17 protein-coding genes and 1 riboswitch are annotated in these 13,161 nt (G+C 33.5%); of the genes, 13 read left to right on the top strand and 4 right to left on the bottom strand.

Annotated elements, in window-relative coordinates:
- Positions 1 to 25: 25 nt before the first annotated feature.
- The 7 genes from D2K60_RS16650 to D2K60_RS21175 all read left to right on the top strand — a co-directional run bounded on the left by D2K60_RS16650 (position 26) and on the right by D2K60_RS21175 (position 6,026).
- Positions 26 to 742 carry a response regulator transcription factor gene (locus D2K60_RS16650; RefSeq protein WP_117169322.1) on the top strand — a complete coding sequence of 239 codons (717 nt, stop codon included), beginning with the start codon at positions 26 to 28 and terminating at the stop codon, positions 740 to 742.
- A complete protein-coding gene (locus D2K60_RS16645) occupies positions 742 to 2,502 on the top strand; it encodes an ATP-binding protein (RefSeq protein WP_117169323.1) in 1,761 nt (586 codons plus the stop codon). The genes D2K60_RS16650 and D2K60_RS16645 overlap by 1 nt, the downstream gene beginning before the upstream one ends.
- A gap of 4 nt (positions 2,503 to 2,506) precedes the next feature.
- Positions 2,507 to 2,689, top strand: a riboswitch (cobalamin riboswitch).
- 99 nt (positions 2,690 to 2,788) lie between these two features.
- Positions 2,789 to 3,172, top strand: a complete 384-nt coding sequence (locus tag D2K60_RS16640; protein ID WP_240335272.1) for a DUF4430 domain-containing protein — start codon at positions 2,789 to 2,791, stop codon at positions 3,170 to 3,172.
- Positions 3,173 to 3,175: 3 nt separating this feature from the next.
- Positions 3,176 to 3,670 (top strand): ECF transporter S component, encoded by a 495-nt coding sequence (locus D2K60_RS16635; RefSeq protein WP_117169324.1) that lies wholly within the window; start codon positions 3,176 to 3,178, stop codon positions 3,668 to 3,670.
- A 67-nt stretch (positions 3,671 to 3,737) separates the two neighbouring features.
- The gene (locus tag D2K60_RS16630) at positions 3,738 to 4,265 is read left to right on the top strand and encodes a sigma-70 family RNA polymerase sigma factor (RefSeq protein ID WP_117169325.1); all 528 of its coding nucleotides are present in this window, start codon (positions 3,738 to 3,740) and stop codon (positions 4,263 to 4,265) included.
- Positions 4,266 to 4,270: 5 nt separating this feature from the next.
- Positions 4,271 to 5,431 carry a hypothetical protein gene (locus tag D2K60_RS16625; protein ID WP_117169326.1) on the top strand — a complete coding sequence of 387 codons (1,161 nt, stop codon included), beginning with the start codon at positions 4,271 to 4,273 and terminating at the stop codon, positions 5,429 to 5,431.
- A gap of 469 nt (positions 5,432 to 5,900) precedes the next feature.
- Positions 5,901 to 6,026, top strand: a complete 126-nt coding sequence (locus D2K60_RS21175) for a hypothetical protein (RefSeq protein WP_275896244.1) — start codon at positions 5,901 to 5,903, stop codon at positions 6,024 to 6,026.
- Positions 6,027 to 6,196: 170 nt separating this feature from the next.
- On the opposite strand, the gene D2K60_RS16620 is transcribed toward D2K60_RS21175, so the two are convergent.
- Positions 6,197 to 6,448, bottom strand: a complete 252-nt coding sequence (locus tag D2K60_RS16620; RefSeq protein WP_117169327.1) for a ferredoxin — start codon at positions 6,446 to 6,448, stop codon at positions 6,197 to 6,199.
- Between the two features lie 150 nt (positions 6,449 to 6,598).
- Here D2K60_RS16620 and D2K60_RS16615 point away from each other — a divergent pair, with 150 nt between their 5' ends.
- The 4 genes from D2K60_RS16615 to D2K60_RS16600 are packed head-to-tail and all read left to right on the top strand — an operon-like array spanning position 6,599 to position 10,379.
- Positions 6,599 to 7,666 carry a YpbB family protein gene (locus D2K60_RS16615; protein ID WP_117169328.1) on the top strand — a complete coding sequence of 356 codons (1,068 nt, stop codon included), beginning with the start codon at positions 6,599 to 6,601 and terminating at the stop codon, positions 7,664 to 7,666.
- Positions 7,663 to 9,189, top strand: coding sequence for a RecQ family ATP-dependent DNA helicase (locus D2K60_RS16610; protein WP_117169329.1), 1,527 nt, complete (start codon positions 7,663 to 7,665; stop codon positions 9,187 to 9,189). Before D2K60_RS16615 ends, D2K60_RS16610 begins: the two co-directional genes overlap by 4 nt.
- On the top strand, positions 9,190 to 9,774 hold the full coding sequence (locus D2K60_RS16605; RefSeq protein WP_117169330.1) for a CPBP family intramembrane glutamic endopeptidase: 585 nt from the start codon (positions 9,190 to 9,192) through the stop codon (positions 9,772 to 9,774).
- Positions 9,771 to 10,379, top strand: a complete 609-nt coding sequence (locus D2K60_RS16600) for a LysM peptidoglycan-binding domain-containing protein (protein WP_117169331.1) — start codon at positions 9,771 to 9,773, stop codon at positions 10,377 to 10,379. Before D2K60_RS16605 ends, D2K60_RS16600 begins: the two co-directional genes overlap by 4 nt.
- Before the next feature lie 111 nt (positions 10,380 to 10,490).
- Here D2K60_RS16600 and D2K60_RS16595 read toward each other — a convergent pair whose 3' ends face one another.
- The 3 genes from D2K60_RS16595 to D2K60_RS16585 are packed head-to-tail and all read right to left on the bottom strand — an operon-like array spanning position 10,491 to position 11,565.
- The gene (locus tag D2K60_RS16595; protein ID WP_117169332.1) at positions 10,491 to 11,060 is read right to left on the bottom strand and encodes a manganese catalase family protein; all 570 of its coding nucleotides are present in this window, start codon (positions 11,058 to 11,060) and stop codon (positions 10,491 to 10,493) included.
- Positions 11,061 to 11,075: 15 nt separating this feature from the next.
- Positions 11,076 to 11,345, bottom strand: coding sequence for a spore coat protein CotJB (locus tag D2K60_RS16590; protein ID WP_117169333.1), 270 nt, complete (start codon positions 11,343 to 11,345; stop codon positions 11,076 to 11,078).
- Positions 11,332 to 11,565: a spore coat associated protein CotJA gene (locus D2K60_RS16585; RefSeq protein ID WP_117169334.1), complete on the bottom strand. Its 234-nt coding sequence runs from the start codon at positions 11,563 to 11,565 to the stop codon at positions 11,332 to 11,334. Before D2K60_RS16585 ends, D2K60_RS16590 begins: the two co-directional genes overlap by 14 nt.
- 138 nt (positions 11,566 to 11,703) lie before the next feature.
- Between D2K60_RS16585 and D2K60_RS16580 the strand changes: the two genes are divergently transcribed.
- Positions 11,704 to 12,339, top strand: coding sequence for a CBS domain-containing protein (locus D2K60_RS16580; protein ID WP_117169335.1), 636 nt, complete (start codon positions 11,704 to 11,706; stop codon positions 12,337 to 12,339).
- Between the two features lie 232 nt (positions 12,340 to 12,571).
- On the top strand, positions 12,572 to 13,156 hold the full coding sequence (locus tag D2K60_RS16575; RefSeq protein ID WP_117169336.1) for a genetic competence negative regulator: 585 nt from the start codon (positions 12,572 to 12,574) through the stop codon (positions 13,154 to 13,156).
- Positions 13,157 to 13,161: the final 5 nt, after the last annotated feature.

Here is a 13,161-nt window from a genome sequence, read left to right as displayed (position 1 = left end):
AAGGTGCTAGGAAGGGGTATTTGGGATGGATGAAAACAATAAGATACTCGTGGTTGAGGATGAGGAAAGAATTAGACGCTTGTTAAAAATGTATTTAGAAAGAGAAGGGTATATTGTCGAAGAGGCAGATGATGGTTATCGAGGCCTTGAATTAGCAATAGAAGAAGAGTATACATTAATAATATTAGATCTCATGCTTCCTGGACAGGATGGTATTGTAGTTTGTAAAGGTATCCGCGAAAAAAAAGCGACGCCTATCATTATGCTCACAGCCAAAGGAGAAGAAGCAAATCGTATTGAGGGTTTTGAAGTCGGTGCAGATGATTATATTGTTAAACCATTTAGTCCTAGAGAAGTCGTGTTACGAGTAAAAGCTTTGCTGAGAAGATCATCTTCCATACCAGCATCAAATATAGAGAAGGTAACAAAAGATATACTCGAATTTCAACACATTTTGATAGAGAATGATGCGCATCGTGTTTTAGCAGGCGGTATTGAAGTTGGATTAACCCCAAAGGAGTATGAATTGCTCCACTTTTTAGCAACTTCGCCAAATAAAGTCTTTGATCGCGAACAACTATTAAAGGAAGTATGGAAGTACGAATTCTTTGGTGATTTACGCACAGTAGATACACACGTGAAACGATTACGTGAAAAGTTAAACAAGGTATCTAAAGATGCTGCTAAAATGATTGTCACGGTCTGGGGAGTAGGCTACAAATTTGAAGTAGCTGATGAATAATGTTTTGGAGAAGTGTTGTATTTAAACTCTGGGTAACTTTTTTGATTGTTATTTTTGTCGTTTTAGCAATTATCAGTTTTTTTCTACTAGAATTTTTTGAAAGTTACCATGTGAATCAAGCAGAGGAAGAATTATTGGATACTGCTAATAAAGTTTCAACAATTCTTAGTGAGTACGAAGATCAAGAACTTATTGAAAATATGATAGAAACAATTAAAGATCCCGCAAGCCGGATTATTATTGTTGAAGATCAAGAATATAGTTGGATATCTGAAAGTTCGGATGAAACACTTCCTCTTATCACGAGCGAGTGGTTATTCGAAAATGAGGAATACAGAGCTGTATACTTTAGTGATAATGTGGTAAAGAGTGAGACAACACTGCATGACGGTACGAAAGTCTTATTGATAGGTACTAGGTTAAATGACCAAGTTGGAGCAGTTTATGCTTATCAATCAAGTACTGTCGTTGCTGCAACTACAGAACAAACTACGCGTATTATTCTCCTAGCAGCTGCAATTGCCATTGTGTTAATGACTATTTTTGCGTTTTTTCTATCAACACGGATAACAAAGCCATTAATTCAAATGCGTGAAGCTGCGTCTGAATTAACAAAGGGTGAATTTCGTACAAAAGTACCAATTTTAACACATGATGAAATTGGTGAATTGGCTATGGCTTTTAACCGGATGGGAAGACAACTTAATTATCATATTGATGCACTAAGCCAAGAAAAAGAACAGTTATATAGTATTTTACGATCAATGGCTGATGGTGTTATCACATTAAATCGAGTAGCAGACATTATTGTTTCTAATCCACCAGCAGAAAAGTTCTTAAAAGATTGGCGTTACGAGCTAGACATAGAGGATAAAGAAATTTTACCTAATGAAGTAAAAGATCTTATGCAAGAGGTAATAGCAATAGAATCTGAGTCAATGCGTGAAGTATTTATTCAAGGACGAAACTGGGTTATGATCATGTCTCCATTATATGATCAAACTAAAGTACGTGGTGTTGTTGCTGTCATTCGTGATATGACAGAAGAACGAAAAATGGATAAATTACGTGAAGACTTTATTGCAAATGTATCGCATGAATTACGTACACCGATTTCCATGCTACAAGGTTATAGTGAAGCAATTGTCGATGATATTGCTGAATCAAAAGAAGAAAAAAATGAATTAGCACACATTATTCGAGATGAGTCACTACGAATGGGTAGACTCGTTAATGAATTGCTTGATCTTGCACGAATAAAAGCAGGACAAATTCAATTAAACCAAGAACATATAGAAGTAGATCTATACGTTGATCGAATTATTCGAAAGTTCAAAGGTCTTGCTAACGAAAAACACATTTCTTTAAGGTACACTATTACGAATAAAGATTTAATCTTATCTTTTGATCCAGATCGTCTGGAACAAGTCTTAACTAACCTAATTGACAATGCAATTAGTCATACACAAGAACATGGAGAAATTGTTGTTGGTATAGAGGAACAAAAAAAGAAAGTTCTTTTTACTATCATGGATAATGGATCAGGTATTCCTCAAGATGACTTACCATTTGTATTTGAGCGATTTTATAAAGCAGATAAATCAAGACAAAGAAAAGCAGGAAAGAAAGGCACAGGCCTTGGATTAGCTATTGCCAAAAATATCATTGAAGCACATCGAGGTAATATATCGGTTCAAAGTAAACATTCTGAAGGTACCACTTTTTCTTTTGAGCTACCAAAAAGTAAGGATAACGCGTAAAATAATTAAATAATGTGTAATTGGTGTATGTAACATAACAGGGAATCTGGTGTGATACCAGAACTGTCCTCGCAACTGTAAGTACAGACGAAATGAATAAATCCACTGTATCAATTAGTCGGTATGGGAAGGATTCAAAGTAGATAAATGTACGAGTCAGTAGACCTACCAATTTCACTTTATCAATGCTTCGAGGAATGAGCAATTGATTTGTTTTTTTTGTGTGATTTTTTTACCTAATTATGCAAATTATTGTTCAGTCCTCCAAAAAATGGAGGAATTTATAATGAAAAATCACGTAAAGTTGATCATGGCCTTTTTAGTTAGTACACTGATCTTATTAGGTTGTGGCCAAACAGAGACACCAGATGAAACTACTAATGCTAACGAGCAAGCAGTCAATATAGTAATTTCAACAGATAATGGAGAAGAAGTTATTTCTGATGAAACGATTGAAATAGAAGAGAATGAAATATTGATGGACGTATTGGAAGAAAATTATGAAATTGAAGATGTAGATGGCTTTATTACCTCTATAGATGGTGTAGAACAAACAGATGATAAATTTTGGTTGTATGAAGTAAATGATGAAGAAGCTCTTGTTGGTGCAAATGAATATGAATTATCTTCAGGTGATGAAGTTGTTTTTGATTTACATGGAATGGAATAATTAATGAAGCGGACATATCGTTTAACATTAATTGCTGTGTTAGCTTCATTGTGTGTTGTTGGACGAGTTGCTTTTCAGTTTTTACCAAACATACAGCCTGTAACTGCCATTATTATCATTACGGGATTTTTTTTAGGACCAATTTCCGCTTTCTTTTTAGCAGTTATCACTACATATATATCTAATTTGTTCTTAGGTATGGGAATTTGGACGATATGGCAAATAGTTGCATGGTCGTTTATCGGTATTTTCAGTGGATTAATAGGAAAGATACATTTTAAAAAACCTTTTATTCTTTTATTTGTTTATGCACTTTTAGCTGGTCTATTTTTCGGCTTTACATTTGCTTTCACGAACTACGTTATTACAGGAAAGTTTCTAGCTTACTATTTAGCTGGTCTGCCTTTTGATATCTCACACGCTATTGGTAATGTGTTATTCCTGTGTGTATTGTATAAACCACTTTCTCTCATTTTCAAGCGATATTTACAGACATAAATAAACGATAGAGTGTAACCTTTTGTAGGAAGTAACGACTAATATATTAGGACGGGAGGTCTTATAAATGAAGACCACGTTTGAAGATTTATATAATAAGTATCATCAAGATTTGTTTCAGTATATTTTTTATATGGTCAAAGACCAATCTTTGGCTGAAGATCTTATTCAGGAAGTATATATCAAAGTACTAAAGTCATATGATTCGTTTCGGGGTGATAGTACAGAAAAAACGTGGTTATTTTCTATTGCAAGGCACACAACGATGGATTCTTTTAGAAAACAACAACGAAACAAACAACGATTAATAGATTTTTTTAATTTTAATAAACAGGAATCTGATTTTAAAGACCCTTCCGACTTACCTGAAGAGGTTGTTATTCTTGATGAGGATATGAAAAACATTTATTATCAATTAGATCAATGCAGTCTAGGTCAAAAACAGGTCATAATATTGCGCTTTATTCAATCTTTATCGATTCAAGAAACAGCAGATATTATGGGATGGTCAATCAGTAAAGTGAAAACTACACAGCATCGAGCCATAAAAAAAATGCAAAAATTACTACTAGACACTCACATAGAGAGGAGGTAATAATCATGGATCAACAGAGGTTGGATGAAATAGATTTAGAAAAAAAATTAAATAAAATGCCTAAAGTAAAGGATCAACAATCAAAGGAAATCTTGTATAATAAAATCCAACAAGAACTAAATACAACACCAAAATCTAAACAAAACCGATCTTGGGTTATTCCTTCTCTGGCATTAATAGCCGCATTGTCGGTAGTTTTTATTTTTATCCGCAGTACAAATACAACACTGTTTGATAATGCAGATCAAATAGAAAGTAGTGAAGATAGCTTTACTTCACAAGAACAAAATATTTCAGGTGACACAAGTGAAGAAAGTGTCGGTTTAGTTGAAACAGAGGTAAATATAGAAAGTATGTTGTATTATCATGAAATTGAACAGGAACAGACATTCACACTGACTGTAGCTGATCAAAATTATCAATACGCAATCCCAATCACTTTAGTTGACGCTTCGTCAACCGGAGAACCGAATGATTACTACAATCGAATTAATAGTTATGTTGAAGATTTAGTTGAAAGTGTTGGAATAAAAACATTTCCATTTGAAGATATAGTATTTGAGTTTATTGATAACAAGGAACAACTTTTTATGACTGTTCCAAATGCATATCAATTTCCTAATGGTTCTAGTAACGCAATTATGTTTCAACAAATGCTTGATTTTATGTTCACACCGTATGGAATCAGTGAAATTAATGTACAAACAGAATCTGCTGATCCAGTTGATTTAGGTCCATATGGCGTTATAGATAAATTTCCTTTGCGAAAGATAACAAATCAGGTGTACAAAATTTATCAGTACGAAGATCTAGAGAAGTTGCTCATCCCTACAAGTGTTAATGAAATAGTATCGATTAACGAGGCACTAACGCTTATGCAGCTGGATGAAGGGAATTATATCAAAGCACCTATTCCAAAGGATGTGTTTTTTAACGCTGAAGACAATGGTAAGGATGAAATGATTATTTCATTTTCAGAGTCAAATCAATTCTCTAATAATCAGAGAACCGCGTCGATGATCGAAGCAATCCTAATTACCGCAAAAACGTTTGGTTATAGTAGTGTTGTTTTTGATATCCCGATTGATAGTGATGTAGTAGGGGAATACAGGCTTCATGAATCTATTCCTGTACCTGATGGTGTTAATCCACTTGTTTTACATTAATTATTAACACAACTATATTACTTAAAAAACAAGCGGTAATCGATTACTGTTTTGCGTTTGGATTATATTTGATCTATTACCTGACATTGTTTAAAAAGGTCTGCTTTTTTTTTAAAATTGTTGCTTATGACTGAATTAACATAGACTCAGTCGTAACTGCCATGTTGATTTCCGCTTCAGGCAGTCGCTTTCCGCGGGCAAGTCTGCAGCTAACTTCGAAAAGCAAAGAGCACTTTCCGAAGTGGATCTTCAGATCTTGCTTTTCCCGCAGGACTTTGAATTTACTTCCTGAACCCACACCGCACGAAGAAAATCGAACTATATTTTCAAGGATCGACTGCCTTACGCTACAATCAATCATCATAATGTGAGAAGCTGTTGTCATAAGCACAATAAAACTTTATCACCAGCAGATAATATATTAATTTTAATCTCTATCCAGCGAAGGAAGTAAATGGAGGAGACTCCTGTGGAAACAGCACAAGTGGATCTTCGACTGTGCCCACGGAAAGCGAATCAATATACTGACGTAGCGGGTGAGAGTCTTCTCTTACGACAGCGTTTCTCTCATGTAGGTCAGATGGAATTCAGATGATTTCGAAAGAGGCGTGGAGTCAATTTCTATTTTGGATTGTGAGAAATCCTTGTTATACCAAGACTTAAGTACCTGTTTTACACTGTGAAAGTTGAGTTATAAAGTAATTCAAACTAAAAAGTGAAGGAGCCATTTGATAGTGGTTCCTTCACTTTTTGAATAATAACAAACTATTTTTCATATTTGAAAGGGTCACGATCAAATGATTCTTGAGCAATTTTGATCGAGTCAGTCGGGCAACCTTCATGTGCGTCCAACATATCCTCTTCTAATATTTCTGGTATTTTAACGTTCCCTGTATTATCATCTAAGAGAACGTAGGCAATCCCCTCATCATCATAATCATATATATCAGGAGCTGCTGCCCCACATGCACCGCAGGCAATGCATGTATCTTTATCCACTATTGTATAATGAGCCATGCTAACTCTCCCTTCTTGCTCTTTCATGTTTTATTAGTAAAGTATATCTATTTTTACTATTTTACGTTCAATTACTTGTTTTTGCAATGACGGTACAAGTGGAGATAATGAATAACTACTTTACTATTTTTAAAAAAGGAGTTAAAAGCTATGTTTAGAGCAATTTTACTAGATTGTATAGCACGTATAAGTATGGAACGGAGTACAGCTTCGATTTTTCATCTCTTGGTTGGTAAGCGCTCAATACAAACGTTGCAAGATTCTAAACTCTATCAAATTACACCTTATTTTGGTGTTTGCAAACATTTGGAAAGAAAGTACTTTGAGGATGAAATTAAAGCTTTAGTAACTGAAAATTATGTTACATTGGACAATCAAAATAATGCGCATATCACCCAAAGTGGTGAGGTATATTTAAAAGGCAAATTAGAAAACTATCCAATTAAACAATTAAATGGTCTTATTTTTGATCGAATGAGTGATTTATTCTGGTTAAGATTGCAATTATGGATTCAAACTTATACGAATATGTCTCGCAAGAAGGGGTACTTTGTTGCAATTACGGAACATAAAGAGGTGCAAACATGGGTAAAGAAACATTATCACATCCATAGAGATGAAAGTGATCAATGGTTAACTGGTATACATCACGAATTGTCTAGCTTTCTTAAAAGTATTAATCCGGATTTAGCGCAATTATTTGTTGATCGATTAACGGGTTATCAAAAGATTGGTTTAACTATGAACCAATTAGCAAGAAAATATCAAACAACGCCTGTCGATATTCATTTATACTTAACTGGTACCATACATCAATTACTAACCTATCTGCATGAACGAGAAAACCAATTAAAATATTTACCGACATTTTATTACTTTACACAGATATCAAAGAAATTTATTACGAATTCAGCAGAAAAAACATACCACTTAATAAAAAAAGGGTTTGACGTTGAACAAATAGCGCGAATTAGACAACTAAAAGTAAATACGATAGAAGATCATATCGTTGAAATTGCTTATATTGAGCCGGAATTTTCAATAAATCCGTATGTAGATCAAGAGTCAGTTACAATTATACTCACTGCTATTAGGAGTAATAAGACAGCAAAGTTAAAACAAATCAAAGAATTAGCTGGAAACAATTTTAGCTATTTTCAGATTCGCCTCGTATTAACGTATTCTGATTTTCCACAGAAGGAGGGTTTATTAAAATGAATCAACTAGAGCGGATCTTGCAAGATTATTTTGGGTTTAATGCATTTAGAACTGGACAAAAAGAAATTATTGAAGATGTCTTAGCAGGTAATAATGTATTAGGCGTATTGCCTACAGGATCGGGAAAATCCATTTGTTATCAGATTCCAGCAATTAAGGGAAATGATACCGTTATTGTCGTATCCCCTCTGCTATCTCTTATGTCAGATCAAGTAAAACAGTTAAAGGCTAAAGGTTTTAAAAAGGTTATCGCAATAAACAGTTTTGTTGACTATACGGAGAGACATTTTTTATTTGACCAGCTGGATTCATATAAATTAATTTATCTTTCACCAGAAATGTTACAAAATAATCGTTTATTAGATCGATTAAAAAGGATAAAAATATCTTTGTTTGTTATTGATGAAGCACATTGTATCTCTCAATGGGGTCATGAATTTAGACCTGATTACCTTAAATTGAATCCTGTTATAGAAGCGTTAAATAATCCTCCAATATTAGCTTTAAGTGCAACAGCTACACCGGAAGTTCAAAAAGATATTGCTAAACAATTAAATAATGTGCCATTAAATAAACATATTTATCCAATGGATCGAGACAATATTGCGTTTACTGTTCAGGCATTACAATCAAAACAAGAAAAAGTAAGTTATTTAAAGCAATTATTAGGAAAGTTTCCGGTTCCAACTATGATCTATTTTTCAAGTAAAAAAGAAGCTGAATTTGTTGCAAGTCAATTAGGGGATAGTTTACAAGAACTTCGTGTTGCATTTTATCATGGTGGTATGGAACAAGTAGATCGTATTTTAATTCAACAACAATTTATGGAGAATCAGTTAGATGTGATCTGTTGTACCAGTGCATTTGGAATGGGGATTGATAAATCAAATGTACGTTTAGTAGTGCATTATCATATACCTACCCAAATTGAATCATTCATACAGGAAGTAGGCAGGGCAGGGAGAGATGGAATGTCTAGTGTCAGTCTGGTATTGTACGCACCTTTTGATGATATTTTACCAAAGCGTTTAATTGAATCTGAATTACCTACAACGGAACAAATCCCTACAATTATAAATAGACTTGATTCACTAGCAAGATCAGACAAGAAAGTTGACTTAGGTAGTCCGTTATTAATAGAGGAGTTTCAAATAAACGAAACACAATGGCGATTTTTACATTATCAACTAGAAAAACATGATATGATTAAAGAAGATCAAATTTTGCCGATATATGATAAGAAGGCAGAAATTTTGGAAGCAATAAATCAAAGAATTATTGAAAGAACGTACTATAAATTAAATAAATTAGATGAAATATTAACCTGGGTAACCGGCGTAACTTGTAGAAGAGAACAATTATATCAAGCATTTCAACCTGATAGTTCAGAAGCGAAATACTTTTGCTGTGATTACTGTGATTTTACATTTAATAAATGGGAACCAATCGTTGAAGCAAAGCAACTTGTAGAAAGTAGTTGGGAAATAGAATTAGCAAATTTGTTCTTGCTAGAGGGGAAGTAAATGAAAGATAGACAAGCAGCAATTATTGCAAGTATGACTAGTAAACAAGTTAGACAACCAGTTTACATATCACAGGGACTTTTACTATTTATAAGTGTAATCATTGCTTGGTTTATTCATGGTTCATTTGCATTTTTTCCAGCACTGTTTGAAGGCTCAGCCACTGAAATTATCTATTATGGTCTATTTTCAGGTATTATTGTCGTGGCAATTGACATTTTTATGTACCAAACCCTATCTAAACGTTATTGGGATGATGGTGGAATTAACGAAAAAATATTTGAAGGAAGTAATATCTATCAAATTATTATCCTAACAATGTTTGTTGCTATAACAGAAGAGGTATTGTTTCGTGGTGTGTTGCAGTCCAGTATTGGTTATATTGCAACGAGTTTGCTATTTGCGTTTATTCATATCCGATATTTATTCAAGCCCGTTTTATTTATTAGCGTTGTTATGCTAAGTTTCTATATTGGTTTTTTATTCGAGGTTACAAATAACCTTAGTGTAACGATTATGACACATTTTATTATTGATTTCAGTTTAGCTTTATATTTACGTTTTTTTAGGAGGGGTTATAGATGAGTGACTACAGAGAAGATCAAGCAATGAGACTACGCGAGCAAATGCAACAAATTCAACGTGACTCTACTGCTAAGGAACAGCCAATTACTACTCCTGAAAAATTAGAGGAAGATGAGCCAAACATTGATATTTTAGATTTGCCACCACGTAGTTATGTGCATGCTGATAAAAAAACAAAAACGAAATGGAAAATCAATTTTCTGTTTATACGTTTTTTAGTTGTCTTATTCATTGTTATTGTAGGATTAGTTTTAACCTATCAGGTATGGGGAGAAGAGTGGTTTAGATCAATAAATGATGAGAATACGGTATATTCACTTCCTGTAGGAGAAAAAGTTACCGTTATTCCAATTAATCAGGAATTATCTAACGAAGTGACTATTGCGGTAGCTAAAGAAACCAATGAGAATGAACTTGTAGAAGTTACTGGAAGATACTATCTTGTAACGGAAAGTGATACGCTAATTTTAATTGCAGAAAAATATTATCAATCAACAAACGTTGTCAGTTCTTTACGTGAATTTAATGAACTAGATTCAAATATCGTAACACCAGGTCAGAAAATTTTCTTACCTAATGAAAAAGAACTAAAGATTTTAGAATAAAAAATCTTTAGTTCTTTTTATTGATTACGCAACTTTCGGAAAGTGAAACGGGCATTTAAGTCTTGGTATAACTCGTGATCATTTTATTTTGTGAATTATATAGAGATTTATCTAAAAGAATTGTTTTTTATCTTTTTCGTCAATTAATATTTGAGCCGCTTCTCTAAAACGTTGCGAATGGACAATTTCTCTTTCGCGTAAAAACTTTAAGCTGTCGTTTAATTGTGGATCATCCGAAACATTAATAATCCATTGGTATGTGGCGCGTGCCTTTTCTTCAGCCGCGATGTCTTCATATATATCTGCAATTGGATCACCTTTTGCTTGAATGTAGGAGGCAGTCCATGGTGCGCCTGCAGCATTTTGATAATATAACGCACTATCGTGATTCACATAATGAGCGGCCAAACCAGCTTCTTTCATTTGTTCTGGGGTAGCATCTTTGGTCAATTTATAAATCATTGTTGCAATCATTTCTAAATGCGCGAATTCCTCGGTACCAATATCATTTAATAGACCAACTACTTTATTTGGAATTGTATAACGCTGGTTGAGGTATCGCAACGCAGCGGATAATTCTCCATCTGCACCCCCATATTGCTCGATAAGATATTTGGCTAAACGTGGATTACATTCTGTTACGCGTACAGGATACTGCAGTTTTTTTTCATAATACCACAATGTGATTTCCTCCTTTTACACTTGCCAAGGCCATGGGGCATTATCCCAATTCCAAGGATAACCAGAATAGCTTTTACCGAAATGCATGAGTGGACCAAACTGTTTTTCGAATTGTTTTTTTAACTTTTTACTTTCAAGTGTACATTGATTAAATTGTTGAATGGCTTCTAAATCTTCGGGATGTGTATCTAAATATAAATTAAGTTCAACTAGAACAAAGTCAACTGCTTGAATTTCTTCTAAGAGATCGTAGTATTGTTGAGGCATTTGTTTAGGCGTGCTCATGTTTTTCCCTCTCTTTCTTAGGTGGATAAGGATCAAATAGTGCTGGCCATAAAGTGCCGGCAAAAAGTGCTTCACGTGCTGTAGGATATTGTGCAAGATTAGGCGGTTGAAATCCCATGTACAAATGGGGAGGTGTCGAATAACTCTTTCTAACAATGGGAGGGCAAGGGTCTAACGGACTAATATATGGATAATAATACTTCGTGTTTGTATAATTCATCTTAAAGCCTCCTTTTTAAAAAAATAACTATGGTAGAATATATGGCATATAAGCACGTCCTATGTGTATAATGATATATATTAGTTCTTTTCGAACAATAACTGGAATCAATAATGAATAAAAAATGAGGTGTTTGATGTGTTTGTAAGAAGTGCAATGAAATCAATTCATCAATGTTTTACGGTATCCCCAAATGAATCAGTGAAAACAGCATTAAATCTAATGAATAATAACAGTATTCAAGCGATGCCTGTAGTTGATGAGGATAAAATTTTCAAAGGAATGATCTCAAAACAAGATATTTATCAGGCCTTTTTTCAAGAAGATTTAGAACGAACTGAATTTTTAGAATCGAAGATAGTAGCAGATATTTTAACACAGCATGATTTATATATTTCTGAGGACGAGGTATTCGAGAATACACTAACAACGTTTAAAGGTTTTCCGATATTAGCTGTTGTTAATGAGCAAAAGAAATTTCTTGGTATAATCAGTCGTTTTGATGTGATTGAACAATTTGAAAGTGTTTTTGGAATGAAGAAACCGGGTGTTCGAATTGCATTCACTTCTGAAGAATCATCAGGCCGCTTTGCTAGATTAGCAGACATCTTAAAACAGCTACATGCTAATATTATATCTATTACAACCTTTGATGAAACAGATAAATTAGCAAGACGAATTGTTTTAAAAGTGAATGAAGATGTTGATGCGAATAAACTAAAGAGTAAGCTTGAAAGAGCAGGGTTTCGTGTATTAGATATTAAAAATATGTAAATCTTGATTTATAGTAATTTGTTTGCTTTCAATCAAGTTATAACTACTATATAATATACATAATTTCAAGTAGGGTACTTTTAAATAAATAAAAGTACCTTATTTGATACCAATCAATTTCTGTTGTTTATTTATATGGGTTGGTATTCGTTACAAAATCGTATACAATAGCATATTATGATATAAATTACGTATTACAATATAAAGGTAGCTAATAAGGGGGGTAATTAACATGCGTTTAGAACGACTTTCTTCTGATCAATTTAAAATATTTCTAACTTTTGATGATTTGGTTGATAGAGGTTTAACAAAAGAAGACCTATGGAGAGATTTACCTAAAATGCAGGCTTTGTTCCACGATATGATGTATGAAGCTAGTGATGAATTGGGTTTTGAATTAGAAGGTGTATTATTAGTGCAAGTTCACGTAATGCAAGCACAGGGTATGTTAATTATCGTAACACAAAGTCAAATTGAGGATGAAGAAGACGAAGAAGATTTTATAGAAATGAAGGTAACGTTGGACGAAAGTAAAGAATTAATTTTTCTATTCCAATCGTTTGAAGATTTGATTCAATTAGCGATACATTTAGATCAAGTTGGAATAACAGGCGGTACTGTATATTCATTTGAAGGAAATTATTATATGGAATTAACAGATGAAGAAGTATTAGATGTGAATCGAGAACATATTATTGCGATTTTGTCTGAGTTTGCTTCACCAAGTATCCTAACATCACATCGTTTAATCGAGTACGGTAATACAATCATGTCACAAGATGCAGTAAAGCAATTAACCAAATACTTTGCCAAGTAAAACAG

Source organism: Paraliobacillus sediminis (genome assembly GCF_003426055.1).
This window is presented reverse-complemented; position numbering and strand designations above follow the sequence as displayed.